Genomic DNA, 26,989 nt, shown 5'->3' with positions numbered 1-26,989 from the left:
ACCAGACTGTTAAATGCCAGTGACCGCGAGATCCAGTGCCGCAACAATCTGATCCCTAAAATGTGAAAGGGAGCCGACGGGATTTTTAAGGTGTTTTTCTGGCACCGATGAAATTTGAGGAGTCACTAACAGCAGTTGCTGTTCGCCGAACGATATCTCAGGCGTGAGGCCTCGCATCGACTGGCTCCCAAATGCTGCATATTTGCCCAGAGGAATAACGATACGAGTTGCCAAATCTGTCAGGAGGCCACTTTGAATATCGACGAGGTAGGGATATTGAGTTTTGCTGGTTTTGCTTGGGTTGGGGTAAACATCGAACTGCGCCATCAAAACTCCCTGAATTCGTCACCGAAGCATCCATGTTGCTCGACAAACTCATTGTAGCTTCTGATTGCAGCGCGATTCTCTTCGACCCATTGAGCCGCTTCGCGTTTGCAAAGCTCTTCTTTCAGAGCTCGCTCCAGGGTTGCTGACAGGTTAATGTTCAGATCCCGGGTTTTGCTAAGCAGGTCACTGTTAACTGACAAGTTTGCTGCTTTTTTGGGTGCGGCTGTGTTGTAGAGTTCGGCCATTGCAGCCTCCGATAGGCTGGTACATGCATTTTCCAGCTTATGCGCATTACCGTGCGCATTCAAGAGGATTCAACGTTGAGCCGCTCCAAGTTTACGCCTGCGCCAAGCCACTGCAGGTGGCGCTTGAGCCTAGCGCCCCTCTCTCCTACATTGGCCTTGGCGCCGGCCCAGTGTGGGAGCGAATTCATTCGCGATTGCAGCGCGCAGCGCTGCCAGGCCAAGACAACCCAACCCCATCGAGACTGACGTCTCTCCTACATTGGCCTTGGCGCCGCTCCCAGTGTGGGAGCGACCTCATTCGCGATTGCAGCGCGCAGCGCTGCCAGGCCAAGACAACCCAACCCCATCGAGACTAACGTCTCTCCTACATTGGCCTTGGCGCCGCTCCCAGTGTGGGAGCGACCTCATTCGCGATTGCAGCGCGCAGCGCTGCCAGGCCAAGACAACCCAACCCCATCGAGACTGACGTCTCTCCTACATTGGCCTTGGCGCCGCTCCCAGTGTGGGAGCGACTTCACTCGCGATTGCAGCGCGCAGCGCTGCCTAACCTTCAGCACCAAGCCCTCACCGTATCCCGTTGCGGGCTACCCCCTCACCGGCCTGGCGCTTGTACGACAGCAAATGGATGCACAACGCGAATTCTCGCGATGACTGACACCGCCCCCCCAGTCGAAGGTGTATCGATCGACAACAATATACTCACTAAGGGCTGGCGGGTATCATTCACGGCGTTTTCAGTAGCCGTCAGTGAGTCGTCATCCCGTGCCAAGTGACAGTAAGCGAATTCTCCTCGTCATCCGACGCCTGGGACTCGGCGGTATCGAGCAGGCTACCATCACGCTCGCCAATGCACTGCATCACGCCGACCATGATGTGCACCTGCTGGTGCTCAAGGACACGCCACAACAGTCGCCCGCGCCCGGCGTCACGGTGCACTGCCAGCCATTCGAGCGGCAAGCGCGCAAGACCCCCAAGGGCCTGGCGCTCCACCTCGTCGGTCGCACCCTGCTCAAGGCCGTGCTACCCGGCTCCGGGTTCGTGTGGCAGGGCCTTGCCGTCACGCCGCTGTTCGAACGCTTCTTGGCCGAACAGGAAGCCGCCCACGGCGCGTTCGACATGATCCTGATCCGCGGCCAAGGCGCCTTCGAACTGCTCTGGCCGTTCGATGACAAACGCTGCTGGCAGATGGTAGAAGCCGTGGTGGGCGACTACGAAGGTCGCCAGACTCAACCCCGCTGGCTGATCAGGAAGCTCTTCGATGCCAAGCGCGTTATCTGCGTATCGCAGGGCCTGGCCGATGGCCTGTCGGAACACCTGGCAGCACGCGACATCGCGCTGGAGCGGTGCGAGGTCATCCACAACGCCGTGCCCCTCGAGCGCGTCCGCACGCTGAGCGAACAGGCCGATGAGCCCATACCCGACACGCCCTTCCTACTGCATGTGGCGCGCCTGGTCCCGGAGAAGAACCCCACCCTGCTGATCGAGGCATACCACAAGGCCGTCGAAGATGGCCTGGACACCCCGTTGCTGATCATCGGCGAAGGCTCGGAACAGGCCAAGCTGGATGCCCTGGTCAAACGCCTCGGCCTCGAGGAACGTGTGCAGTTTCTCGGCCGCAAGGCCAACCCCTACCCATGGATGGCCAAGGCCAGCGCCCTGGTGCTCAGCTCCAACTTCGAAGGGCTCGGCCTGGTACTGATCGAGTCCCTCGCCCTCGGTACCCAGTGCATCGCCACCGACGTTCCCGGCGGCATCCGCGAGGTCCTGGTCGACGATCAGGCGCGCCTGATCGCAGCCCCTAATGCGCAAGACCTCGCGGCCAAAATGCAAGAAGCGCTCGACCAACCGGTGACAGTGCGTCCCCAGTGGGCCGAGCGCTTCAGTGAAGACGCCGTGGTCCCGCGTTTCCTCAGGCTGATAGAGCCGAATGCCGCTTAAATACGAGACATCTGTCGTCTTCTCCGCAGCTTATGGGCTTTGGCCTTGAGCCGCAGCCGCTTCTTGAGCGGCAAGGCCTGATGCAAGGCCCGGGCGTCGATGGGCCAGGGCGTTAGCAGTGAGCAATCGGTAAACAGATGCTTGAGCGGATGCGGGCTCATGGCATGCCACGGCTTCACCGGGCCGATGAAGTGGATCACCGCCGGCGAGGCGATGGCCTCGCGCAAGCCGGGGTTGAACTCGCCCATGTGCGGGTATGGCTTCTCCACCGAAGGGTACGCCGTGGGTTGAAAATTCCAGCGCGGATGCAGTCGTGCCCATGCATCGCCTATAGCGTCGTTCAAGGCATCCTGATCTGGGCAGTCAAGCGGCTGCTGTTGGTGGCGCAAAAACGCCAGGGCCTGCTCTTCTATCTCGTCACGCTGCCAGCGCTCCAGATCCACCAGCAGCACACCGGAATTGAAGTAGCTGGCAAAATCGTGCTTCCACTCAGCCACCGTGGGGCCGCACAGGTCCATCACTGCCCCCACCGCATGGCCCTCCAGGTCGGTCTCCCACAGGGTCGCCAGATCGTCTACCACCATCACGTCGCAATCGAGGTAGATCGCACGCCGGCACCCCTCGGGCAGGAAGCGCGGCATCATCAAGCGCAGCAGCGATGCCGCCCCGAAGCGGCCGAGCGCCAAGCCTGCAGCAAAATCCGCCTGCACCGGCACGACATTGAGCTGCGCACCGCTTGGCGCCAGCATGCCGTGTAGTCGCCGCTCGCTCTCCTCGGAGATCCCCGTGGTCAACAGATGAAAACGCAGCGCCTGCGGAGTAGCACTCGCCTGCACCGCCGAGGCCATGACCACGGCGGCATAGGGAATATAGGCCTCATCGGCGCAGAGAACGATATCGACCATCAAACCGCCCGCTTGTTATCGCGATACATGAAGAACGACAACCCGACCCCGCCAGCCAGCACGAAGAAATAGATCCCCGTGCGGAAGACCAGGTACGACTCGAAAAGATTCGCCACCGCCATCATCAGGAAGGATGCCGCCAACGACCCGGAAAGGTACAGCCCCTCGCGGCCACGCCGTGCCAACTGCCGCAGCCCCTTGATAACAGCAACCAGCAGCACCCCAAGCATGCCAAGACCCAGTAGCCCATACGCCAGTAGCACTTCAAGGTAGCTGTTGTGAAAGTGCCCAAAACGGGTTTGTACGTTTTCAGGAAAGGGGCCTTCCTCGATCAGTGGAATACGGCTGGCCGGCCCCCAGCCCACCAGCGGCCGCTCGGTAATCTGTTCCACGGCATAGACCCAGGTGTGCGCTCGGACTCCGACGCTCCGCATTTCCATGGCATCCAGATTGCCCTGCAAGAACGCCTGGATCTCCTGCTGCTCGGCGCCAATGCGCTTTTCCACGGTCGGCCACGCCTGGCTCAGAGCAATGACCACTACCAGCAGCAGCGCACCAGCTCCTCCAAGTCTCGCCCACCGGCCTCGCCAGCTACCCGCGCGCCTCATCTCGGCCACCAGCCAATACAGCAGCACGGTCAGTGTGGCGAGGACCAACCCGCCCCACACGCCGCGGGTCTGGGTAACCAGCGTCCCGGCCAGGCCAAACAGCACTACTGGCAGCACCAGCAGCGATACCCACCAGCGCCGCTTGCCTGCAAAGGCGAAATACATGCAGAGCGCCACGGCAGCGATCAGCAGCAGCGCATAATAAATCGCGGTGTGCTGGGCATTCATGAAACCAAAATCGACCCGGCGCCCCTGCAGTGCGCGGCTCCACTGCGCCACATCGGAATGCCACAGCAGCGCTATCAGCAGGCCGGCCAGGGTCACGCCCCATACCACCAAGGCGGCACGCAGTGACCCCTTGATCCACCAGGCAACGGCAATGCAAAGGAACAGCTTCAGGTAGTAGCGGCTGAAGTCCCACTGATGGTCGGCAGTTTCCGGAAACAGCGCCGTGCCGCGCCAAGCGGCTACTAGCTGCAGCAAAACGAACGCCAGCAACAGCCACAGCAGCCAGCGCTGTTCAGGCAGCAACGGGCGATCGCGCCATGCTGCCACCAGGAAACATAGCATCACCACGACTTCCGCCGAGCGCGATACATCCAGGTTCAGCAGCCAGAAAAAGGCATAGCAGAGGATGGCTATCCAGCCCACCCAGCGGTTTGGGCCACCCAGCGCCACCTGGGGTATATACTTGGTTACCACGTCCGGACTCTACCTCACAAACGGCAGCGGGCGCCCAAGGGGCGCCCGCTTGATCGTGCAGAATGATATCAAACTTCTGCTTAACGTGGACCCATCAATGCAATGACCCTGGCTTTTCCGCGGCCACGGCGCGCGCCACCTTGGGCTTGGTGGCCGGCAACAGCAGGTCCACCTCGGGGTTGCCGTACTGGAAGCCCTTCACCGCGCGCTTGAGAATCTCGCAGGCCTGGTGGCAGTTCATCTGCCGCTGGGCCTCTTCGATCTCCTCCAGCAAACCGGTCAGCTGGGTGGGCGTAAGCTTTTCCTCCTGAGCGCGCATGATCTTGGGGTGAGCGGTACCCACCACGTTATCGCCAATCAGCAGTTCCTCGTAGAGCTTCTCGCCCGGCCGCAGCCCGCTGAACACCACCTCGATATCCCCTTCGGGGTGCTTGTCGTCCTTCACGTCCAGCCCCGAGAGCTTGATCATGCGCCGCGCCAGGTCGACGATCTTCACCGCATCGCCCATGTCGAGCACGAACACGTCACCGCCCTCGGCCATTGAGCCGGCCTGGATCACCAGCAGCGCGGCTTCGGGGATGGTCATGAAGTAGCGGGTGATCTCGGCATGGGTCACGGTGACCGGGCCGCCCGCCTGGATCTGCTGGCGGAACAGCGGCACCACCGAGCCGCTCGAGCCCAGCACGTTACCGAAGCGCACCATCGAGAACACCGTGCTGCTGGTGGTTTCCGCGAGGCCCTGCAGCACCAGCTCGGCCATGCGCTTGCTGGCCCCCATCACATTGGTGGGGCGCACCGCCTTGTCGGTGGAGATCAGGATGCAGCGCTCAACGCCCAGCCTGGCCGCACTCTCGGCCACCACTTGGGTGCCCACCACGTTATTGCGTATGCCCTCGAGAATATTGTGTTCAACCAGCGGCACATGCTTATAGGCCGCGGCGTGGTAGAGCGTCTGTACACCGTAGTGCTGGATCACCGCCTCGATGCGCTCGCGATGGCACACGCTACCGAGCATGGGGTAGATGGTGAAGTCTTCGCCCATCTCCTGCTTCAGCTGTTCCAGCTCCTGGTCGATGCTATAGAGGCTGAACTCGCTGAGCTCGAACAGCACCAGTGCCTTGGGCCCACCGCGCATGATCTGGCGGCACAGCTCGCTGCCGATGGAGCCACCCGCCCCGGTCACCATCACCACCTTGTGGCGAATGCTGGCGTCCAGCAGCTCCTCTCTCGGCGGTACCGGGTCGCGCCCCAACAGGTCTTCGAGGTCGACCTCGCGGAGTTGGTCGAGGCTGGCCTCGCCGGAAACGATCTCCGGCATCGAGGGCACGGTTTGCACATGCACCGGGGCATCGGCGAGTTGATCCAGGGCGTGCTTGCGCTGCGCCTTGGTGGCGGAGGGCATGGCCAGCAGCACCCGCTCGATCTTGAGCGACTCGACCAGCGGGTCGAACTCGGCCGGGTTGTAGACCTTGATGCCCTTGATGGTGCTGCCCCACAGCGCCGGGTCGTCGTCCAGGAAGGCCGCGACATAGAACTCGCGGCCGCTGGAGAGCGCCAGGGCCAGCTGTGCCCCGGCGCCACCGGCACCGTAGATCGCCACCGCCTGCTTCTCGGTGTAGTGGCGCACCAGCCACTGGTAGTAGGTGCGCACCAATAGCCGGGTGCCACCGACATAGACCAGCGTGACCAGGGCGAAATTGACCGGGATCGAGCGCGGAAAGTTCTGCCACTGGTAAAAGTAGGCCGCTGCCCACATCAGCACCGCCAGCAGGCAGGAGCCCTTGACCACCGCCCACAGCGCCTGGGGGCCCATGAAGCGTACCACCGCACGGTACAGCCCCAGCCGCGCAAACACGTACACCCCCACCACCGGCGTCACGAAGAACAGCCACCAGTAGGGATCGATATAGCGGTCGGGCCACCACTCGGCAAAGCGCAGCGCATAGGCCGACCACAGCGCCAACGGCAGCGCCACAAGGTCCGCCGCGATCATGATAAAGCGCTTCTTGGTGCGGCTGAGCTCAGCCACTTGGCGGTGCCACCTTCCTCGTCGAATCATTCGCAACATCCAGTGTTAGCCGCGTTATCCATGCCACCAGGCAAGCCTGTCACGGGGTTCTGACGCGGTCACCCGTGCCCTTGCCCAGCGCCGTCAATACGATATAGCGAAAGTAGGCCCCCAGCGTAAGGCTGGCAAGCATCTTGGCATCGGTCTCTGCCAGCAGTTCAGGCGTGGACATATCGATATCGTTGACCTGTGCCAACCCGGTAATGCCCGGTCGCGACAGATGCACGCCGCGCTGCTCGCGGGCATCGATCAGCTCCTGCTGGTTAAACAGGCAGGGCCTTGGTCCGACCAGGCTCATCTCGCCCTTGAGCACGTTCCACAGCTGCGGCAGCTCATCCAGCTTGGTACGACGCAAAAAACGACCAAAAGGCGTGATCGAACTAGCATCGGCTAAGTGCGAGGCCACCGAGGCGGTATCCGGCTTCATGGTGCGAAACTTCACCAAGGTAAAAGGCTTCTGATGGCGCCCTACCCTGCGTTGGCGAAACAGCGGCGAGCCGGTATCGAAGTAGCCAACCACCAACAGCGCAAGTAGTACCGGGAACCCCAGCACAAGGCCAACGGCAGAAAAGAGAATATCGAGCAGTCGAGTCACGAGTCACCATCCCGAGAAGAAGTTTGACGGGCCGTTAGATAGGCATTGGCGGTTTCTTGGAGGGCATCATCAACGGAGACAGGCGGGTTCCAGCCCAGCAGCTCCCTGGCCTTACTGATATCCACCTGGAGGTTGCCGCACAGCCGCTGGGCGACAGCACGCTTGCCCAGTAAGGCAGCGCCGCCTTCGAGAACGCCAGCAGGCACCGGAAGCAGCCTGGCATGTTTGCCAAGCGCACGCCCAAGACGCCGTAGCAGCTCAGTCGTCGAAAGATCCTCACCGTCCCCAGCGAGAAACACCTGGTTAGCTGCAGCGGGATGATCGAGGCAGGTCATGATCAGGTCAACCAGATTATCACGAGCCACCAAGCTGCGCAGGTTATGGATCGCCCCTAGTGGCAAAGGCACACCCTTTTCGAGCCACTTCATCATGGTGGCAAAGTTGGCCTTTACCCCGGGGCCATAGACCAGCGGAGGGCGGATGATCACCACTTCCATGCCGGTCTCTTTAGCAAGTTGGAGTAGGCCCTGCTCAGCCTCGTGTTTGGATATGCCATAAGGGTCGCTCGGGGCTGGCGTATCGTCTTCTTGAAATGCTCGATCAGTTGGTGTCTGCTCTCCGTTGACCTTGATGGAGCTGATGAATGCGAAGCGAGACACACCTGACGCTGCCGCCTGGCGAGCCAAATTGAGAGTACCTTGGACATTAGCTTGGCGAAATGCGGCAAGCGGATCAGCTTCAGGGTCATCCATGACATGAACGCGTGCAGCGCAGTGCACAACCGCATCGCACCCCTGAAGGGCCTCGCTCCAATCGTTGTCAGGAGACAGATTACCCACTGCAAACCCGGCATAATCGGAAGCGGTCGCCAGCTTTCGGCGTAGAGCTAGCCTGGGCTCCCAAGCTGACGTCGTGGCAAGCCGCCCAATCAGGGCACTGCCTATAAATCCACTAGCCCCAGTAACCAACACCTTCATGACACCTTCTCCCTAGTCTTGACCGCCAGCACATCCTGCGCCATTTCCAGCATAATATTGTGGCGGGCGAACGAGCGGGTGAAGGTTTCGCGTGGAGCCGTCTCGGGGCTCAGGGCAGTAAAAGCGCTTTCACCTCGGTCCACATCGCATGGCGGAAACACTTGAGCATTGTCCAAGTGCTTCTCGATAAAACGGGCAGCATATCCGGATACCCCGGCCAAGATAGGCTTGCCCAGCGCACCGTACTCGAAAAGCTTAGAAGGCAACACTTTGCGGAAAGCCGGATAATCATTGAGATGCAAGAACAGCACGTCCGCTTGCTGATACAGCTTGATCAGTTGATCCCGGGGCACGGGATCCCGCACTTCTACGTTGGTGCAGTGCGCCTTGGCTAACGCCGCCTCCAAGTGAGGACGACGACCTCCATCACCGATTAGGATAAAATGAGCCCTGCCCTCCAAGCGCTTGGCTAATTCAGGGACGATTTCATGAAGCCCCTGCCCTTCCCCCATATTGCCTGCATAGACGACACTAAGTGGTTTCTGTTCTCTACAGGATGTCGTTATCGGAGCAGCACGGAGGAACTCTTCATCAATACCATTCGTATACAGTGAAAAACGGCGCCCAGGATAGCGGGGCTCGAAATATTCCAGAAAGCCCTCCGACACCAAGTTGACGCCTTTGGCTTGCCGCAAGGTCCACTTCTCTATACGGCCAAATATAGGTTTAGCTAGCCAGCTAACCCTCGACGGCAGTACATCCTTTAAGGTGTCGACAAAAATATCTCGAATATCCAAGTATAACGGTGCCTTCAAGCGACGTGACAGCCAGGCGCCCAAGCTAGCAGTCATCAATCGAGAAGACGTTGCATAGACCATATCGTAGGAATGTCCACGGCTTATCCGCAGAGCCTCCCTGGCGTAAGCGTAAAATGCACGTGACTGGTCTCGCATACCGCTCTGATGCTCGGGCAACGCGACTCGGTGAATAGTCAAGCCTGGATGTTGCTCATAGGCCGGAACACCGTCCTTGGCAGCCTGACTGAACGAAAGATAGCGGTTAGGGGAAGTGGTAATCACTTCAATATGCGCTGTCTCGGGCAATCGTTCAAGTAACGCTTTGACCAAGGAGGATGCGCGAAAAGACCCCGCCGACAAGTCTGGCGGATAGTAGAAACTCAGAAACAGAATTCGCAAAAAAACCTCACCAAGTGATCATCGTGGTCAAACTCCCTCCGGTGAACGTCACCGCAAGGCAGTAGTTAGATCGTTTGCTGCCAAAAGCAGGGTGCCACGTGGATGCTTCAAGGCGCTGCTGTTCAGCTCCGTCAATCCGCATCCCGACCGTCTGCCCCGTCGGCAGGCGTATCACTAAGGCGTCTTCCTGCCACTGGCACTCTACTTCTGGGTGAAAGTACCAACGTGCCACCGCATGACCGTGGCGGCCTGTAACGGCATCATGCACTTCAAGAGAGCGTTCCTTAGCCTTCCAGGTTCGAGCATGACAATTCCGACCCTGCAAGCGCTCAAAGCCTGAGTGGTGCGCCTCAATCAATATCTGGCGATCGTCGGCCTCATGCCGGTCCAGTTTGGGATATGCACGCCGGGCAACTCGAAACCCGGCCCACACCTCTGAGGAATCCGCCCCGTCCACCGTCACGGTATTGTGCGCAGCAGTACTGCGCTGCCACTGCCGCTGATTGTCGTTCCCGTAACAAGAAGTTCCAGAGTTGACCAACACTCGTTGGCCAGAAAGACTCAGCTCCATGCTCAACGTATCGGCATGCGCATGCCCAGGCTGGTAATCCGGCCCCACCGGGGCCAAATCGAGGATGGCCTTGTCCCCGTCGCCCCAGTTGAGTGCTATATAACCACTGGAGACAGCATGTTCGACATGTAGCACCGACCCCGAATGCTTTACCACCAACGGCCTATCTACGCCCTTCGGCAAACGGACGGATAATAGCTCAGCGTAATCTTGCAAGCCGGCCAACGTGGGAGCAATACCGAACGCTGCGTCATTGAAGAAGCTGATATCCCCATCGGGATGGCTCATCATTTCCAGCCATGCCAGCCCTTTGGCCAGAACTTGGCGCCAGGTCGGGGTGCGCTCGCGCAGTGCGTTAAGCCCTGAGCACTCGGCCAAGTGAATCAGATCGGCCAGATCCCAAAGCAGGGTGGCGTGATACATGGGCGACCGTTCGAAATGTCCACCGTCGCCCAGGAACTGCTCGGGAATCTCAGCATCGAGAATCACCAGCCCTTGACTCAGCCAGCGTTCGGCATCCTGTCCGTCCAGAAAGGCACCGGCGAATGTTAGCGCCTTGCCATTGGCAAACAGATGATTGGCAAGAATATGAAACTCACGCTGGGCGGATAACGCCTGGGCTTGGCGCGCCAAGCTTTGCAACCAGTGATTAGGTATCGGCTGACTGTTCAGGCAAAGCCCATGCCCAAGCCACTTGACCAGATTCACCAAACGAAGCGAGAGGGTATAGGGCTCCCACCCGTTGCCCGCCAGGGGGGGGTTCTCTTCTATCCAACGCGTAAAAAGCACACGGTGCTGAACTACGCGGTCTTCAGCCGCCCATGCACATAAGTCATCCAGATAGTGCAGGTTGTAGAGCCAGAGCTTGCTCCTTTCAGTGTGGTTCCAGTCATCCTTGTTGGCTAACACTCCCCGCTCACCGAGAAACTCGAACTCATATTCGCCCGCGCTCATTCCGCCGACCAGAGTAGATGGCATCCAGGAAGGCGCCGACCACGAATTGGCCCACTGACGCCGTTCTACTCGTCCGAGCGCTGCCATGGCCTTTCGGTATACATGTTGACGCAGCAAGCGGTAATAGAGCCGCCATGCAATCTGCCCAGGCTTGAGGTGGCGAACAGTGTGAAACAGGCGTGAGTGACGAGACAGCGACATTAGAACATCCATATTCATGACCACCGGTGAAAGCCAACAGGCTCGACATAACCCCCTTAACTTCAGCGATGGCCGATCCTGAAATTGCGCTTCAAGCGCCTTTCAAGCTACTGGTTTTAACAGGGGGAATAGCGGGTCGTGGGCACGCTGCGCATCACGGACTGAGGCACCATTATGTCGAATCTGGTCAGTATCGATAAATTCCCTGCCATATTCGCCACAAACCTAAAAAGTCCACCGGCCCTTTAACTCAATCCCTCTGTACGTTACTGGTTCCACTTCGGTATATCGCTATATATCGTGGGAACCGCACTGTTAGCAATGCCCCATGATGCAACTCTTTTCAGTACTGCGTCAGGTAAAACGATCCAAGATCTACTGTTAGGCGCCAGTGACGTGCCCTTACCCTCTAGGAACCTGAAAATCGCTTCGGCGCCGTACTTGGCCAGTCCATACCCCGCGGGTATCCACCAGATGGCGACCGGCTAAACGCTCGTGGCCAACCTTCTTGAACGCCTTGTGGTCTACCAGCAGCACAATAATGTCGGCCTCGGCTAGCGCCTCATCGATCCCAGCAAGACAGGCGCCTTCCAGGCTCGACGGTAGGCTCTCGATATTGGGTTCAACCACCAATAGCTTGCCTGGCAGCCTAGCCTTGAGCGCTTGGGTGATGGCCAACGCCGGGCTTTCGCGCAGATCATCGATATCAGGCTTGAAGGCCAGCCCCAGGCAGGCCACGCTAACCTCCCCGGCGGTTTTCTCAGGGTGCTGGGCCAGAAACTCCCCCACCGCCTGATTGACCTTATCGATCACCCACTCCGGCTTGCCGTCATTGACGTCGCGGGCAGTGCGAATCAAGCGAGCCTGGTCGGGGGTCTCGCTAACGATGAACCAAGGATCTACGGCAATACAGTGCCCCCCCACCCCGGGCCCTGGCTGCAGGATATTGACCCGCGGGTGGCGATTGGCCAAGCGGATCAGTTCCCAGACGTTGATATCGAGCTTGTCGCAGATGATCGAAAGCTCATTGGCGAAAGCGATGTTCACATCGCGGAAGCTATTCTCCGTCAGCTTGGCCATCTCGGCGGTGCGCGCCGTAGTGGTAATGCACTCCCCGTGCACGAACAGCTCATAGAGTGCACAAGCGGCTTCTGAGCAGCGTGACGTCATGCCGCCAATGACCCGGTCATTCTCCACCAACTCGCGTACCACATGGCCGGGCAGCACCCGCTCGGGGCAGTGCGCTACGCGAATATCAGAGGCCTCGCCTTCCTGGCTGGGAAAGCTCAGATCCGGTCGTGCCTCAGCCAGCCAGGCCTCCATCTGCTCGGTGGCCCCCACCGGTGACGTAGACTCGAGGATCACCAGATCTCCCTGCTTCAAGACCGGCGCAATCGACAGGCTTGCTGCACGGATGTAGCTCAGGTCCGGCACATGCTCCTTGCCCTCCTCACGCTTGAAGGGCGTGGGTACCGCGATCAGAAAAGCATCCGCCGGCTCAGGTGAGGTAGTTGCTTCTAAATAGCCCTCCTTCACCGCCGCATGCACGAGCATGTCGAGCTCGGGCTCGACAATATGAATATCGCCACGATTAATGGTATCAACCGCCTGCTGGCTGATATCCACACCGATCACCCGCTTGCGGCGCGAAGCGATGACAGCGGCGGTCGGCAGCCCGATATACCCCAGGCCAACCACGGAAATGGTCGTGAATTCCATGTCGTTCAATGCTCCAGGCGGTCGGCGACATTAGCCAGATGATCGAGAATCCGCAAACAGGCCTTGCCATCCCCATAGGGATTATGGGCGCGACTCATGCGTCGGTAGGCTTCGGCATCGCGTAGCAGAAGATCGAGTTCGGAGGTAATGGCGGCAACATCGGTGCCAACCAGCTTGACGGTACCCGCTTCGACCGCCTCCGGTCGTTCCGTGGTATCTCGCATCACCAGCACCGGCTTGCCCAGCGATGGTGCCTCCTCCTGAATGCCACCAGAGTCAGTGAGAATCAGGTGGGCACGGTTCATCAGATACACGAAAGGCAGATAATCCAACGGCTCGATCAGATGGACGTTATCGATATCTGCCAGCAGCCGGTTGACGGGCTCCTGCACCTGAGGGTTCAAATGGACCGGGTAGACGATCTGTACGTTGGGGTGGCGTTGTGCCGTAATCCGCAACGCCTGGCAGATACGCTCGAAACCGCCGCCAAAGCTTTCACGGCGGTGGCCCGTAACCAACACCATCCGCCGGGCATCATCCAGAAAGGAGAGCTGATCACGAAATTTCACTTGGAGCGCCGTCGTCGCTTCAAGCTTCCTGACAACCTCCAGCAGTGCATCTACCACAGTATTACCGGTCACCTGCACAGCATCCGGCTTGACGCCCTCTTCTAGCAAATTGAGCCTCGAGCGCTCAGTTGGCGCAAAGTGCCAAGTGGCTAAGGCTCCCGTCAGCTTGCGGTTAGCCTCTTCCGGCCAAGGGGAGTAGAGATTGCCGGTACGCAGCCCCGCCTCCACATGGGCAACGGGTATCTGCTCATAGTAAGCAGCGAGAGTGGCAGCGAAGGTGGTGGCGGTATCGCCATGCACCAGCACCACATCGGGCCGCCATGTACGCAATACCTGTTTCATGCCCTGAAGAATGGCGGTGGTAACGTCGGTAAGGTCTTGCCCAGGCCGCATGATCGCCAAATCATGATCCGGTACAAGCTCGAACAGCTCCAACACCTGATCCAGCATCTCCCGATGCTGGCCAGTCACACACACGTGGGCCTCGAAGCGAGGGTCGGCCTGCAAGGCCAGAGCCAGCGGGGCCATCTTGATCGCTTCGGGGCGGGTGCCAAAAACGCAAAGCGAGCGCAAAGGTCGCAGTGAGATCATGCACTGTCATCCATCATCATAATTGCGTGAATTGAGCCGGTCAGACCATGGCGGACTTAGCTGACGCAAGTGACTACTGAGCCCGAAGCGCTTCGGCCGCCTCAATGCTCACCCGGGCGACTTCAAAGGTCTCATCAGCAGGGATTGGCGTAGGCTGCCCCTGAGAAATAGCAGACAAGAATGCAGCCGTGCAGGCCTGCTGGCCCTTGTCCTGCTTCCAAAGATTCATCTTGCGGAACCCAGGCCAGCCGAACCCCTTGAGCTTGCGGAAGTTGTCGAGCTGCAACACGCGGCCGGCGGTAAACACCTCGACGCGCTCCTTGGAAAAACTTGCCGCGCCGTTGGCCAGGTAATGAATGGTGCCAAAGGAGCCGTCGGCGAAGCCCAGAGTAATAGCCGCTTTGTCCTCGGTGATGGCCATGCCGGGGTTGTCGCTCATGCGTCGTACCTGAACCGAGACGATCTCGCTCCCGGCAAGGTAGCGCATCAAGTCGATGAAGTGGCAGGCCTCGCCGATGATGCGTCCGCCACCTATGGTAGGGTCCTGAGTCCAGTGCTCGGGGGGAATGGCGCCAGCGTTCATGGTCATGATAAAGCTTTTGGGCTCTTTGATCGCGCTGAGCAACACCTTCATCTTCTGGACTTGGGGAGCAAAGCGTCGGTTGAAACCGACCATGAGATGGAGGGGTTTGCCATTATTGAGGGCCGAGCGATAAGCCCCTTCCACTTCTATCAGCCCCTCTGCGGTAATCGCGAGTGGCTTCTCGACGAATACATGCTTACCTGCCACCAGGGACTGAGCAACGAAGTTAGCATGAGTATCGTGGCGCGTGACGATAGCCAGGGTGTTGACGGTATCGTTGGCCAGTAGCTTCGTCATATCCGTGGAGGCCTCAGCGAAGCCGGCCTTCTCGCCGTGGATCACACCGTTGATACCCCCGGCGGTGACCAGAGTATGCAGCTGGGCTCCAGCGGCCTTGAAGGCGGGTATCAGCACCCGAGAAGCGTAGTTGCCGGCGCCGACCATCCCCAATACCGGCTTAGTGGCATCGAAGTGCGCTTCGTGGTTAAGCGTGACGGAAGAGACCGTGCGCTGCTCAAGCGGGGCATCGTACTCAAGCAGGATGCCCAGGGCAGCACGATCACCGGTTAGCACCCGATAGGCCTCCGGGGCATCACTGAAATCAAATCGGTGAGTGATCAGCGGCTCGACGTTAAGTTGCCCACTAGCGAGCATATCCAGCACCGCCTCGAAATTGCGCTGCTCGGTCCAGCGGACGAAGCCCAGCGGGTAATCGTGGCCCTGCTCCTCGTAGCTTGGGTCATAGCGGCCTGGGCCATAGGAACAGGATACTTGGAAGCTAAGCTCCTTCTCATAGAAATCGGCGCGATTGAGCTCAAGGCCAGTTACCCCGACAAGTATGATACGACCGCGCTGACGACTCATACGCGCCGCTTGTGTGACTGGGTCATTGGATTTTGTTGAAGCGGTGATGATTACCCCATCCACACCGTTCCCGCGGCTGAAGGCGAGGCCCGCTGCCACTGGGTCTTCACCCTGGGCGGGATTACATGTTTCAGCGCCGAACTGCTCGGCTAAGGCCAGCTTGGCGGCATCGAAATCAATAGCAAGCACCCGGCAGCCGTGAGCGCGCAAAAGCTGCACGGTCAGCAAGCCAATCAAGCCTACTCCGGTGACCACGAATGCCTCTCCGAGAGTAGGCTGAGCCAGGCGTATGCCTTGCAGGCCGATACTGCCCACAACGGTGAAAGCCGCCTGCTCGTCGGAAACATCATCAGGAATTCGAGCACAGAGATTCTGCGGCACTTTAACGATATCCGCATGAGGCCCGTTCGAGGCCACGCGGTCACCAGGCTGAAAGCCGGCGACTCCTTTACCTACCTCACTCACAACACCAACGTTGCAATACCCCAGTGGCAACGGCTGGGCCAGCTTAGAGCGAACTGCCTCCACCGTGGTCATCAGGCCATCTGTCTGGACCTTCTCAAGCACCATCTTGACTTTCTCAGGCTGCTGTCGAGCTTTTTGCAAGTAGGAGGCGCGCCCAAAATCCACCAGCATCCGCTCTGTGCCCACTGAAACAAGGCTCTTTGTCGTAGCTACAAGCAGGGTACCCTTACTAAGGCTAGGAGAAGGCGATTCTGTTAAAGTGGTAATGCCTTTGGAAAGGTCTTGTAAAACTTGTTTCATGGAATATCCTGCACATCAGTTTTATCAGTCGAAATACCCAGTCTTTCAAACTGGCAAAAAAAAGCATTATACACATTCTTGACAGAAAGATTTTCTTTATAAAAACAATATGCAGACTCGCGCCTCTTAAAATGCTCCACTGGCTTATTCAGACACTCATAAAGCGCATCTGAAATATTGTCACTTAACACTAAATATGAATTATGTTTATTACAATATTCAAATTCTGGGGCATGGTTTCGTTCCATAAATGTCACAACAGGAACACCATAACCAAAAGCATGCACAACACCCAAGCCAACATGGCCAGGTGAGACGTAGGCAATGGCATTTGAAAACACATCTTTCAAGGCGGCGTCATCATAAATAGGCGAACGAAACTCTACTAAGTCACTGCAGCCCTCCTCATCTGCAAGCACCTTAAGCCTCGAAATTTCGTCATTGTAATCGCCACCTACGACTAAGAGTTTTTTCTGAAGCTTCTTGATGGCATGAAAACATGCATCTAACTCTTTTCTTTTCTGAACCCTCCCTACATATAGAAAATACTTTTCTCCGCTAGTCAGACAAGAATTCTCAATTTTCAGTGTATTATATGCAACTGTGATCTTTTCATCTGAATAGCCAAATTCAATTAATTTTTTTCGTCCATTTTCTGTATAGACTACGAAACCGTCACTAATAAATAATAGAATTCTTCTAAGAAAACGCACTATAAGCGAGCTATTTTCGCCGACTCCACTACCCCAGATTATCCATTTTTTCCAAGGTAAAAGAAGCATAGGCACCCATGTATGGGGCCGCCTTAAATTTAGGGTCGTAACAATAGCGCTAGCTGATAGCAAGGAAAATACATTAAATATACATAACTTGTTCTCACCACTTCCAAAACACTTGCACTTCGACGAATGATTTTCAAACGTTCCACTAAACTTATCATCGGCATGATAGGCCACAATTTCTTGAAAAGAAGCATTAAGCTTTTCAAGCAAGAACCCCCTATAATGCGGTATACCAAACTCGAATAAAATAAATAGCTTTCCATTCATGGTTTTCTCACAACTAATCCACGGTGTCTGTAAATATAGATGACACCTGAACAGGGTTCGCTCTTTAAAACTCTACTGCTTTCAACATTGACTTCCGTTCGGGATGAAGATGCACGGTTTTTTGGCAAATTCAATTGCGGATGCCTTTGGGCCAGCGTTATGGATGGCGCGCTTCAAAAACACCGCGCAGTTGTCGCAGGATCTTCTCCGCCTCATCGGAATGGCACTGGGCCATCGTGACGTGGCGCAGGCCGCTGTGGCGGTGCTCATGGTAGTACCAGTGGCTGATGACTGCACCCAGTCTCGGGCGTCTGCCAGCGGAGCAAAGCGCGTCGTCGGAAAGTCCGGCCGGAACTTCAATGTCTTGAACACCGATTCCGAGTGGGCGTTGTCATAGCTAAACCGAGGCCGGCTTTACGATGGTGTAATGCCCAGGTTGCAGAGCCGGAGGCCTCCGATGCCCGAATGATCGCTTAGGTCAGTGTCTACCAATGCTAGGTAAGATCAACAATGAAAAGACGGCAGTAGTCAAACATGATCGCGACCGGGGGGGGTAATCTTCCATGCCAGGTAATTTATAATTAATTGCTATTACGCTCTTATCCATGAAAGTTATCTTAAATGCCATGAAAGCATAACAGCGCATTAATTTCCGGAAACCAAATCAGATTCTATACTTATTCCTCAAGCATTCGATAGGCATCTAGGTTTTTCAACATAATACTTTTTAGCCCATATAAAAGAAGAAACTATGAATGCAGAAAATATTGAGTTTTTACCCATCTCATACATGGGACTACTCATCAAACCTAAAGGAAGCAATGCAAACCAAATACTAACAAAAAGAAATATAGTTTTATCATCATAATTTTTCGAAGCACTATAAGACCTATAAGCCCAACAAGAAATAGAAAGGAAATAGAGAGTGTACATCGAGAAGCCGATAAGACCATAGCGATAAACAAAAGAAGCGATATATGATTCCAAAGAAATGCTTCTACCAAGCCCAACACCCAATCCGCCTCTTTCAAAAGAACCACTGACAGCAATAACAATCTGTGAGTAACGAGTTTGTAACGTAATAGACTCTTCGGGATTTGATAGCAATGTATAAATAGATCGAAATGATCTAAGGTCAGTACTGACGATCAACTCAAGTATATGGTGGAAAGAATATGCGGCCACAACAGCAAGCGAAAACGCTATCGTGAGGGCAAAAATCTTAAACACTTTATTGAAGGCAATATATATGCATAAAAAAGCAAAGATAAACGAAAAAACATAAAAACTTTTGCTTTCGGCAATAACAACAAAATATAGAAATCCAATAGAAATAGCAAACCAAGAAAAAGAGGGACGATAGAGAAGCCTAACCACCGAATAGCCAAAGCATATTGTATAAAAATATGCAGCAAAATAAGTGGTCACAAAAAATGAAGTAAAATAGTTGTGTTGTGAAAGCCTAGGCCTAACCCAAAGATGGTGCTTAATAAATTCGACCATACCAAATGTTTCAAGGACATAGTAAAACACTAAAATAGAAAAAGAAGCTTTTACAAAACAATCAAGTATCACTACTGGATGGACATTTACAAGCGAATATAAAAGAACAAACCCCAGCACGAGGATGAATAAAAAAACAGGCCGTAACAAGCTTGGAATATCTGAAATTGAGGCACTCCCTAGAGAAACTTCATTCACCCAAGATAAAACAAGAAGAAGCTGGAGAAGTGAATAAAAAATCATTATAGCAACTTCTTCTCTAGAGAGAGAGGAACGGCGAAAAATCAGCAACAAAACAAAAATATATAGAATACCAAAATTTATGTAAACCTCGCTACCGAGAAACATCGGGAAGTTAGGAAGAACCAAGACAACAATTAAAATAAAGTGAAAAATTAGTTTCCAGACTTTTTTTCTGGAAAAGAAAACTGAATGTTCTGTCATGATCTCATGGTAGACCTGAAAAGCCTCTTATTACTTCCTGTTAAGATGCCGACAGGTAAGATAGATAGCTACAGGCAACTACATACTCTTCACGTGTGTTTTAGGCCCTTTCTAGCTAGCGATATCAGCCAGAAGGAGGGGACTTACATGCTGCGGTCTGTAATTTTTTTCTAGACACTCCGGCCAACTCAGAGGTTGTAATAGGTTTTGATTATTTTAAGTTACAACATACATGATTCAAAATTTAAATGTCATCGATATAAAAATTTAACTTGGTGATTAAAACCGCCGTATAAACGATGTTATAAAGCTCATCAAAATCTACGCTACTTGATTTTAACTCGATGCTGTGAGCACTTCTCTTCTATCTCTATCCCTCATATGCAATTATCTTATCATCGTTGCCCGCGAGATGATTCAGCTGCACTTTTTTCCGAACGATCCGCGCGGCTCTTAGCCATAAAGCGCTTCCACCTAAATGGGTCGAGTGCGCGAAATAAATCAATCTGCAATTCTGAAGCCAAGCACATGCGCCAAGTTCTATAAACGGTTCGGGGGCCATAAGCGAACGATGCCAACATCCACCCCGTTGCTGATGGTAGTTCTTGGACCCCTAATTTTTTCAGTGAATCTGCAAGCCGGGCTTTAACGGAGACACGCTCAAGGAATGCTTCAGGACTAGTGTCGGCTGTCAAACTTTTTGCTCGGCGATGAATTCGATACACCTTCACTGGTACAACTCGCACATTCCGAGCCTGAATAGCCAACAACACGTTGAAGGCAACATCGTTGCTCACAGACGTCTCTTCGAACTTGATACCAGATGACTCAACAAACCGTCGAGAGTACACCTTCGCCCATGGTACAACGTGGCCAAACTGAACTTTCTTGAGTGCTTGACTAGAAGGCCTATACGTATAGGAGACGCATAATTCGTTCAAACTATCAGCACGATTCGATGACGAGCCATCAGCTTCCTGTAATGCCTCGGCAAGGAAATAGACCAAGTCATCATTATCATCAACATGTGTATCAAAATAAGTAAAAGCCTCAGGCAGAAATTCATCATCTGAGTCAGCAAAAACTAAGTGATCACCTTTAGCTTCTTTAAGTCCAATATTTCGCGCCGCCCCCCCTCCGGCGTTTCGTTCAGTCGTTAGCCAATTAACCATAGGCCAACGCAACTTAATACTTTCTAGCTTGTACTGATCGGAACTACAATCGTCAATTACAATGACTTCTAAGTCACTACGGTTGACAGGCACTGTGGAAAGTAAACGCTCAAGCCTTTCCACATCATCAAAGTGGGGGATGATAAGTGAATAACGCATGCTCTTTCTCACTAAAGAAAAGAATTATACACGACGACACTCATTAAATTATCAACTGATCGCCGTAAATAGACACTTAACGCCAGAGTGGCGCATAATAATTTCTTGAGACAAACAGCACATCACATAATTTTAGACACCAATGCGGATGCATGTCGCTGTTTGTGAGTCTTGGGTATATACTTACCACTCACATATACCCAATCTTTAGCAATACTATGTCATAAATGATCCTGTTACGATTCGTGAAACAATCTCATAACATCGGTTGAGGCCTGATCTTGCCCGAAACTTTGGCTTTCTCGTTAAGACATTTGGGCTTACCAAAAAAAACGTGCATCTGAATCCCGAGCAGGAATCAGTGCCGAAATCAGCAGGCTTTTAAAGAACAACCCCGATTCAGGCATCATAGATGTTGACAGTCACCGACGGTGTTATACATCACATTAGCTCCAGCTGGTGAAGCGTTGCAAAGCCCTTTTTAGAGCGCAGTTTCTAATACGTTTCCCCTGTCAAGAAAAGGCTCACCAAAACGGCGACGAAGGAGATCGGAAAAACGGGAGAAAACACTGATTGACCATATAAACTCTAGGGGGCACGTGTTAGATGGTTACTGTTTATCTAGATACACATTCGTAACACAGTAGCACTAACGCAAACAATCATTATTTAATAATAAACACACTCAGCTCTAACAACAATTGTATTTTTAGCCCTGATTAAATACGTATTTATAGTATAGCGTAACATAAAGGCCCACAGAACTCTGTGAAAGTTGAACACCTAGAATGTAAAAAATCATTTTTTATTATTTTTCTGATCGATATGGTAGAACACATGCGCCCACATTTCTTCAGACTTACTTTTCAAAACTTGAGACCTCTCTATAAGCTGCTTCTTTAATGAATCAAGGTTTTCGTCTTTCGTGATCAAGTCAATTTTCTTCCTTACCTCCTCTTCAGAGTCTAAAACTGAAATAATACCTTCACTAAAGCCATAATCATCGAAAAGACGTCTATATTTATGGCTCCATCCAGTTGCGAGCGATGGAACTCCCTGCGAGAGTGTGCTTACAAGACCATGAAAACGGCTGCCAACTGTTGCCTCACAGCTACCAAGGATTCCTTTAATCTTTAGGGGGTTGGTTTCGGTTACAATGGGTATCCCACCCACTGCCTCAGAAATTTTCCGAGCCAACATGCCATCATTTTCCCCTTCATGTACCAAGACGAAAGGTTGAGATTTTTTTTCAACTAAGTATTTTGCGCATTGAATCATAAATGGAAGGTATGCTTCACTTTCCTCTTTACTTGTCCTATCTATCATCCTGTAATTGGGTACAAGCGCCACTCTCTTATCGGCTGAATCATATTCAACAGGTAACTCGCCTTTTATCAAGTTGGTGAAGTCGGGATAAATACTAATCTTATTTTTCTCGCCCGTAATATCGGTTAGATAGCGATAAGAATCTTCCTCACGAGCAAAAATCAGGTCAACATTCGAAGCCCATTCTTTTACAAAGCCTTGAATTTTGGGATCTTTAAAAGGGCCTAATGCTTGAGGCAAAAGGATAACTTTAGTCCCATTCCTTTTCCATTTTTTGCTTGAGCTTGCGAGTTCCCTACAACGACTCACGCCCCATTGATCGCTATATGAAAAACCAGCAGCGTCTAGAACCACATCAACTTCACGATCTAGGACTAGACCGTACATGTCGCGCAGGTTTTTAGGTATAAAATTAGCTAAGCGCCCAAATTGAATTCCTTTGCGCCATAAAGATGCCTTTGGGAATATGCCAAGTGGCGCAAACTTGTGAAATGGCTGGCTCGCATTCGAATGAGTCGGCGCCATAACAAGGGTCGCATCAGGATATCGTTCTTTTATTTTCTGCATAACAGCATAAAGCATCAGCTCAGCGCCTTTATTGACAAAGCCTGCTTTTCTTATCTCTATGATCATATTATTTACCTGAAACTTTAAGAGCTTTTTGCTTTATATATGAAGCCGCTCTTCTCCACAAAGGTCTGTATTCGACTTTTTTTATAAGTGGAGATAGCTTTTTAACAAAGTAACTGTAATCAGACCGCTCTTTTGCTTCCAAAAAATGTATATGAGAAGCTTCACGAAGTTCTACCCTTGCTTCATATATCCTTGCTCTATCAGGATTAATTTTCTCACTTGGTGAAACCCTTTTTTTAGGGTACCACTGACCGACAGACTCATCTTGAGCCAATCTCCAAGCAAGACCTTCTTTCCTATGCCTTATTCCACCAAGCTGAGATTTAACAACTTGATCAGTGCTGATTTCTTTAAGTTCAAGGTCACCAGAAGAAATTCCAGATTCAATAACATTTCGTAACAGCTCAGATCGCACCACTACAATATTATTGCCGCGATGATCTTCCATCACCTCCGGGAGCCACGCATCACCGATAGCACAATCTGCGGTCTCCGCCAACACATCATCACAGTAATCGCAGGCTTTGTATTTAAAAAGGTTATGTCCCCAGTTCCCACCAAAAAGCTCTTTAGAAGATTTGGCACTAGTTTTTTTACCTTGCCTGTCAGTTACTATAACCCCTTTATCATTGGCTTTTTTTCCAGGTATTTTTCCCCTAAAATCTATATTAGAAAGATTTTTAGGAGCAACACCCTGCTGCCATGCAAACGATTCAGCAAATCCTTTAGATTTCAGGTGGCCACAAACAATGCCAACCACCACTTTAACTCGTTCCGCTATTATATTATCGTGTTTAGCTAAATTCCTTATTGCTTTTGAAAAACAAGGAACCGCAGTAACAGCATAACTACCTTTATTATTTTTAATATAGCTTAATGCTTCCTCCAGCGTGACTGGATAATATGCAGACTTAGAACCCAACAACACGTCTTCGGGACCGTTAAAAATACGATACTCGTAAGCAAGATCTTTTTTATCTGAGTAAGCTACCTGAATGACTTTATTTACCACCTCAGTGCTCAGCAAGCTATATAGCAGCCACTTTCCAACTCCTCCAGAGCTACCAGCCTCCCTAAACTCTCCAGACTTCACGTAGCCAATATATAGAGATTGATAATACCCAATATACTTATCTTTATTCATGCCTTCATACAAAGACATTGCTATTTCGTCTTCGTCAAGTGCTTCAGGAGAAAATGGGCATACTTTATTAATTAGCTTTTCATATTGGCTATCATCAACGACAGCAGAAGCACTGCCAGCGCGTGCCTTTAGCATGCCATAGTCATCGAATGATATTGTGTACTTGTTCGGATTAACATATGCACATACACCACAGCCTATGCAAAAGTCTTCATTAATAACTTTACTTGAGAAAACTTCCATCCTAACCCCTTCTCTAAAACTAAAAACCTTTAGCCAAATTTCACTCGAGCGCTTTATCTCTTTTTACACTGGCAATAAATACAATCGCTAGCAGAACAATGTATGAAATCGAACAAGTTATGCTAAAAAATGCGACCGCTGATAAGTCACTCCCCCAGAGATAATAGGCAACCCAAATTGAGGAAAGCCTCAGAAAAGTAGCAACGACGCTATATACCAATATAGCTCTTTCGAGGTGCAATATTGGTATTGATGCAATCGAAGGCTTGTTTGATAAATTAAAAAAAACTAGCAATGCAATCCATTGCGCATACTGCCCTGAAACCGTCCAATCAGAACCAAACACGATGCCAAACAACCAGGGCCCTGATAAAACAATTATTGTTAGGGGAAAAAGTCCGATTAACATAAGACTTAGCGTGGCCTTAACTAGCAGGCCTGTCACCGAAAGATTTTCATTCATCTTCTCGGCCATTTTAGGGTACACCACCTCCTTGACAGAGTTTCCAACTAGGCTAGATGGCATCATTAGTACCATATTCCCAAGCGCATAAAATCCTGCTGCTGCAGGCCCGAACATAGACGCAATGAAAACTACTGGCAAGCTTTGAGATGAAGCACTTAGCATCTCCTGGGGCGTTCTGTAAAAAGCTAGGTGCCTGTAGTTTTTTATTTTTTTTTGCCAATTTTTTTCTTTCCCCGGCACACCACTAAAGGCTTGGCTTTTCTCATTCTTTTGAACGGCGAAAAATAGCATTGCGCTGTGTAGCGCGCTGCTCATAGCGGTCAAAACAACAAGCACAGTTGCTAAAGGCGCAACCAGGCCTATACCAGCCTTAGCTGTATTTAGCCAAAGTGCTTGGAGCACTGCCACTCTAGCTTTAATATTGAATAGTTTTTTACGAGCAACCCAGTGATTCATCACCGACATGGACGCAGTAAAAAGCATAGCCAGAGGCAGAAACAGTATGAACGGCTCAACAGTGTGCAGATTAAAAACATCGACAATCTGCGTCTGAAAGAGCGTCAGAATTAGCCCTGCTAGCAACGACATGGCCACAGCAATGCCAAGTGATAGCTTGACTAGCCCAAGCGCATCTGCATCATGCCTGGGTAGCACAATAGCAATCGGATAGCTCAGCGCAGCCAATGGGGTGAGGATAGCCAAGATGGCAGTGAATGTGCCCAGAACACCGAATGCCTCAGGACCATAGAGGCGCGTAATGACTGGTGAGAAAGCCATCGTAATGGCCTGAGCGCCGGCCGTTCCACTGGCGACAATAGCAACATTTCGAGCGAACTTACTTTTCGTTAGTTGCTTCACATGAGCAATCACAAGTTAATCACTATCATATTCTTTCGAAGGAAGTGTAGTAAATCGCACCGCATATATAGGGGGTTTCCAGGTTGGTGAACCCGATTAGTACTTCGCAGGAGCTGAGTATCCCGGAGACGGCCAGAAATGCCAAAGCCGCCATCAGCAGCACGTTCTATGCCAGCCGGCTTGAGACCAGAGTAGCAAGTGCTGTAATGCCCCCCTAGTAACTGCACACCCTACGCAGCTAATGCCGCGTGCGCGCGGGGTGCCACGCGGTGGCGTTATTGGCGGCCGACGCCGTAGTACGTGAAGCCTTTACGCTGCATGCGCTTGGGTTCATAGAGGTTGCGGCCGTCGAACACGGTTGGCGCTCTGAGCTGTTCCTTGATGGCGTCGAAATCAGGCGCCTTGAAGGTTTGCCAATCCGTCACTATTGCCAGGGCGTCAGCACCTTTAAGGGCCGCTTCCTTAGTGCCGCACAGGCTGAGATCGTCGCGGCTGCCATAGAGGCGCTGGGTCTCTTCCATGGCTTCGGGGTCATAGGCCTGGACCTTGGCGCCGGCCTGCCACAGCGCTTCCATCAGTACGCGGCTGGGGGCTTCGCGCATGTCGTCGGTGTTGGGCTTGAAGGCGAGCCCCCACACGGCAAAGGTCTTGCCGGCCAGGTCGCCGCCGAAGTGCTTGTGAATCTTCTGGAACAGGGTGGTCTTCTGCTCCATGTTGCGCGATTCCACGGCCTTGAGCACTTTGGCGTCGAAGTCGATATCGTCGGCGGTGCGGATCAGCGCCTGCACGTCCTTGGGGAAGCACGAGCCGCCGTAGCCCACGCCGGGGTAGATGAAGTGGTAGCCGATGCGCGGGTCGGAGCCGATACCCTGGCGCACCGCCTCGATGTCGGCGCCCAGCCGCTCGGCGAGGTTGGCGATCTCGTTCATGAAGCTGATCTTGGTGGCCAGCATGCAGTTGGCGGCGTACTTGGTCAGCTCGGCGCTGCGCACGTCCATGACGATGATCTTGTCATGGTTGCGGTTGAACGGCGCGTAGAGCTCGCGCATCACCTCCACGGTCTCGGCGTTCTCGGTACCGATGATGATGCGGTCGGGCTTTTGGCAGTCCGCCACCGCGCTGCCTTCCTTGAGAAACTCGGGGTTGGAGACCACGTCGAAGCTAAGATCCGCCCTCCCCCGCGCCTCGAGTACCTCGGCGAGCTTGGCGCGCACCTTATCGGCGGTGCCCACCGGCACGGTGGATTTATCGATGACGATCTGCTCGCCCTGCATGTAGGTGGCGATGGTCTCGGCCACCTTGAGCACGTACTGCAGATCGGCGCTGCCGTCTTCGTCCGGCGGGGTGCCCACGGCGATGAACTGCACCTGGCCGTGGGTCACGCCGGCCTCGGCGTCGGTGGTGAAGTCGAGCCGCCCGGCGGCGTGGTTTTCCTTCACCAGCTGCTCCAGGCCAGGCTCGTAGATGGGGATGATGCCCTGCTTCAGCCTTTCTACCTTGTCGGCGTCCACATCCACACACACCACGTGGTGGCCCACATCCGCCAGAATGGCGCCCTGTACCAGGCCGACATAGCCGGTGCCGAAAACGGTAACGTTCATTGTCCATCCACTA

The 26,989-nt window shown here is 53.3% G+C and carries 20 protein-coding genes; 1 reads left to right on the top strand and 19 read right to left on the bottom strand.

Annotated features, from left to right (window positions below; genetic code table 11):
• Positions 1-9: 9 nt before the first annotated feature.
• Together BLT16_RS00455 and BLT16_RS00450 are read right to left on the bottom strand one after the other, a co-directional pair.
• Positions 10-327, bottom strand: a complete 318-nt coding sequence (locus BLT16_RS00455; protein ID WP_089656482.1) for a CcdB family protein — start codon at positions 325-327, stop codon at positions 10-12.
• Positions 327-572, bottom strand: a complete 246-nt coding sequence (locus BLT16_RS00450; RefSeq protein WP_089656479.1) for a type II toxin-antitoxin system CcdA family antitoxin — start codon at positions 570-572, stop codon at positions 327-329. The genes BLT16_RS00455 and BLT16_RS00450 overlap by 1 nt, the downstream gene beginning before the upstream one ends.
• A gap of 762 nt (positions 573-1,334) precedes the next feature.
• Between BLT16_RS00450 and BLT16_RS00445 the strand changes: the two genes are divergently transcribed.
• The gene (locus tag BLT16_RS00445) at positions 1,335-2,510 is read left to right on the top strand and encodes a glycosyltransferase (protein ID WP_089656478.1); all 1,176 of its coding nucleotides are present in this window, start codon (positions 1,335-1,337) and stop codon (positions 2,508-2,510) included.
• On the opposite strand, the gene BLT16_RS00440 is transcribed toward BLT16_RS00445, so the two are convergent.
• The 17 genes from BLT16_RS00440 to BLT16_RS00355 all read right to left on the bottom strand — a co-directional run bounded on the left by BLT16_RS00440 (position 2,507) and on the right by BLT16_RS00355 (position 26,976).
• Positions 2,507-3,415, bottom strand: a complete 909-nt coding sequence (locus BLT16_RS00440; RefSeq protein ID WP_089656475.1) for a glycosyltransferase family 8 protein — start codon at positions 3,413-3,415, stop codon at positions 2,507-2,509. The genes BLT16_RS00445 and BLT16_RS00440 overlap by 4 nt on opposite strands.
• Positions 3,415-4,725: an O-antigen ligase family protein gene (locus BLT16_RS00435; RefSeq protein ID WP_089656473.1), complete on the bottom strand. Its 1,311-nt coding sequence runs from the start codon at positions 4,723-4,725 to the stop codon at positions 3,415-3,417. The genes BLT16_RS00440 and BLT16_RS00435 overlap by 1 nt, the downstream gene beginning before the upstream one ends.
• Before the next feature lie 94 nt (positions 4,726-4,819).
• The gene (locus BLT16_RS00430; protein ID WP_245701371.1) at positions 4,820-6,754 is read right to left on the bottom strand and encodes a polysaccharide biosynthesis protein; all 1,935 of its coding nucleotides are present in this window, start codon (positions 6,752-6,754) and stop codon (positions 4,820-4,822) included.
• Positions 6,755-6,833: 79 nt separating this feature from the next.
• Positions 6,834-7,388, bottom strand: coding sequence for a sugar transferase (locus tag BLT16_RS00425; protein ID WP_089656469.1), 555 nt, complete (start codon positions 7,386-7,388; stop codon positions 6,834-6,836).
• On the bottom strand, positions 7,385-8,365 hold the full coding sequence (locus BLT16_RS00420) for a UDP-glucose 4-epimerase family protein (protein WP_089656468.1): 981 nt from the start codon (positions 8,363-8,365) through the stop codon (positions 7,385-7,387). Before BLT16_RS00420 ends, BLT16_RS00425 begins: the two co-directional genes overlap by 4 nt.
• On the bottom strand, positions 8,362-9,561 hold the full coding sequence (locus tag BLT16_RS00415) for a glycosyltransferase family 4 protein (RefSeq protein WP_089656467.1): 1,200 nt from the start codon (positions 9,559-9,561) through the stop codon (positions 8,362-8,364). The genes BLT16_RS00420 and BLT16_RS00415 overlap by 4 nt, the downstream gene beginning before the upstream one ends.
• Before the next feature lie 7 nt (positions 9,562-9,568).
• Positions 9,569-11,287, bottom strand: coding sequence for a heparinase II/III family protein (locus BLT16_RS00410; RefSeq protein ID WP_089656466.1), 1,719 nt, complete (start codon positions 11,285-11,287; stop codon positions 9,569-9,571).
• A gap of 402 nt (positions 11,288-11,689) precedes the next feature.
• Positions 11,690-13,006: a UDP-N-acetyl-D-mannosamine dehydrogenase gene (gene wecC, locus BLT16_RS00405; RefSeq protein WP_089656465.1), complete on the bottom strand. Its 1,317-nt coding sequence runs from the start codon at positions 13,004-13,006 to the stop codon at positions 11,690-11,692.
• Between the two features lie 5 nt (positions 13,007-13,011).
• Positions 13,012-14,166 carry a non-hydrolyzing UDP-N-acetylglucosamine 2-epimerase gene (gene wecB, locus BLT16_RS00400; RefSeq protein WP_089656464.1) on the bottom strand — a complete coding sequence of 385 codons (1,155 nt, stop codon included), beginning with the start codon at positions 14,164-14,166 and terminating at the stop codon, positions 13,012-13,014.
• A gap of 73 nt (positions 14,167-14,239) precedes the next feature.
• Positions 14,240-16,378, bottom strand: a complete 2,139-nt coding sequence (locus BLT16_RS00395; protein WP_089656463.1) for a bi-domain-containing oxidoreductase — start codon at positions 16,376-16,378, stop codon at positions 14,240-14,242.
• Positions 16,375-17,427, bottom strand: a complete 1,053-nt coding sequence (locus tag BLT16_RS00390) for a glycosyltransferase (RefSeq protein ID WP_089656462.1) — start codon at positions 17,425-17,427, stop codon at positions 16,375-16,377. The genes BLT16_RS00395 and BLT16_RS00390 overlap by 4 nt, the downstream gene beginning before the upstream one ends.
• Positions 17,428-18,111: 684 nt before the next feature.
• The gene (locus BLT16_RS20465) at positions 18,112-19,374 is read right to left on the bottom strand and encodes a hypothetical protein (protein WP_143025014.1); all 1,263 of its coding nucleotides are present in this window, start codon (positions 19,372-19,374) and stop codon (positions 18,112-18,114) included.
• 395 nt (positions 19,375-19,769) lie between these two features.
• Entirely contained in the window at positions 19,770-20,705 is a 936-nt protein-coding gene (locus BLT16_RS00375; protein WP_089656459.1) for a glycosyltransferase family 2 protein, read from the bottom strand.
• Positions 20,706-21,503: 798 nt separating this feature from the next.
• Positions 21,504-22,664, bottom strand: a complete 1,161-nt coding sequence (locus BLT16_RS00370) for a polysaccharide pyruvyl transferase family protein (RefSeq protein ID WP_089656458.1) — start codon at positions 22,662-22,664, stop codon at positions 21,504-21,506.
• Position 22,665: 1 nt separating this feature from the next.
• Positions 22,666-24,051: a Coenzyme F420 hydrogenase/dehydrogenase, beta subunit C-terminal domain gene (locus BLT16_RS00365; protein ID WP_089656457.1), complete on the bottom strand. Its 1,386-nt coding sequence runs from the start codon at positions 24,049-24,051 to the stop codon at positions 22,666-22,668.
• A 40-nt stretch (positions 24,052-24,091) separates the two neighbouring features.
• Positions 24,092-25,375: a lipopolysaccharide biosynthesis protein gene (locus BLT16_RS00360; protein WP_176817119.1), complete on the bottom strand. Its 1,284-nt coding sequence runs from the start codon at positions 25,373-25,375 to the stop codon at positions 24,092-24,094.
• 275 nt (positions 25,376-25,650) lie between these two features.
• On the bottom strand, positions 25,651-26,976 hold the full coding sequence (locus BLT16_RS00355) for a UDP-glucose dehydrogenase family protein (protein WP_089656455.1): 1,326 nt from the start codon (positions 26,974-26,976) through the stop codon (positions 25,651-25,653).
• Between the last annotated feature and the right edge of the window lie 13 nt (positions 26,977-26,989).

Source organism: Franzmannia pantelleriensis, from assembly GCF_900102875.1.
Classification (GTDB): domain Bacteria; phylum Pseudomonadota; class Gammaproteobacteria; order Pseudomonadales; family Halomonadaceae; genus Franzmannia; species Franzmannia pantelleriensis.
This window is presented reverse-complemented; position numbering and strand designations above follow the sequence as displayed.

Coding starts and splice junctions, on each gene's coding strand:
- BLT16_RS00420 (WP_089656468.1), bottom strand. CDS start 8,365: ATGAAGGTGTTGGTTACTGGGGCTAGTGGATTTATAGGCAGTGCCCTG.
- BLT16_RS00390 (WP_089656462.1), bottom strand. CDS start 17,427: ATGAATGGAAAGCTATTTATTTTATTCGAGTTTGGTATACCGCATTAT.
- BLT16_RS00455 (WP_089656482.1), bottom strand. CDS start 327: ATGGCGCAGTTCGATGTTTACCCCAACCCAAGCAAAACCAGCAAAACT.
- wecB (WP_089656464.1), bottom strand. CDS start 14,166: ATGATCTCACTGCGACCTTTGCGCTCGCTTTGCGTTTTTGGCACCCGC.
- BLT16_RS20465 (WP_143025014.1), bottom strand. CDS start 19,374: ATGACAGAACATTCAGTTTTCTTTTCCAGAAAAAAAGTCTGGAAACTA.
- BLT16_RS00395 (WP_089656463.1), bottom strand. CDS start 16,378: ATGAAACAAGTTTTACAAGACCTTTCCAAAGGCATTACCACTTTAACA.
- BLT16_RS00365 (WP_089656457.1), bottom strand. CDS start 24,051: ATGGAAGTTTTCTCAAGTAAAGTTATTAATGAAGACTTTTGCATAGGC.
- BLT16_RS00355 (WP_089656455.1), bottom strand. CDS start 26,976: ATGAACGTTACCGTTTTCGGCACCGGCTATGTCGGCCTGGTACAGGGC.
- wecC (WP_089656465.1), bottom strand. CDS start 13,006: ATGGAATTCACGACCATTTCCGTGGTTGGCCTGGGGTATATCGGGCTG.
- BLT16_RS00440 (WP_089656475.1), bottom strand. CDS start 3,415: ATGGTCGATATCGTTCTCTGCGCCGATGAGGCCTATATTCCCTATGCC.
- BLT16_RS00410 (WP_089656466.1), bottom strand. CDS start 11,287: ATGTCGCTGTCTCGTCACTCACGCCTGTTTCACACTGTTCGCCACCTC.
- BLT16_RS00375 (WP_089656459.1), bottom strand. CDS start 20,705: ATGCGTTATTCACTTATCATCCCCCACTTTGATGATGTGGAAAGGCTT.
- BLT16_RS00450 (WP_089656479.1), bottom strand. CDS start 572: ATGGCCGAACTCTACAACACAGCCGCACCCAAAAAAGCAGCAAACTTG.
- BLT16_RS00370 (WP_089656458.1), bottom strand. CDS start 22,664: ATGATCATAGAGATAAGAAAAGCAGGCTTTGTCAATAAAGGCGCTGAG.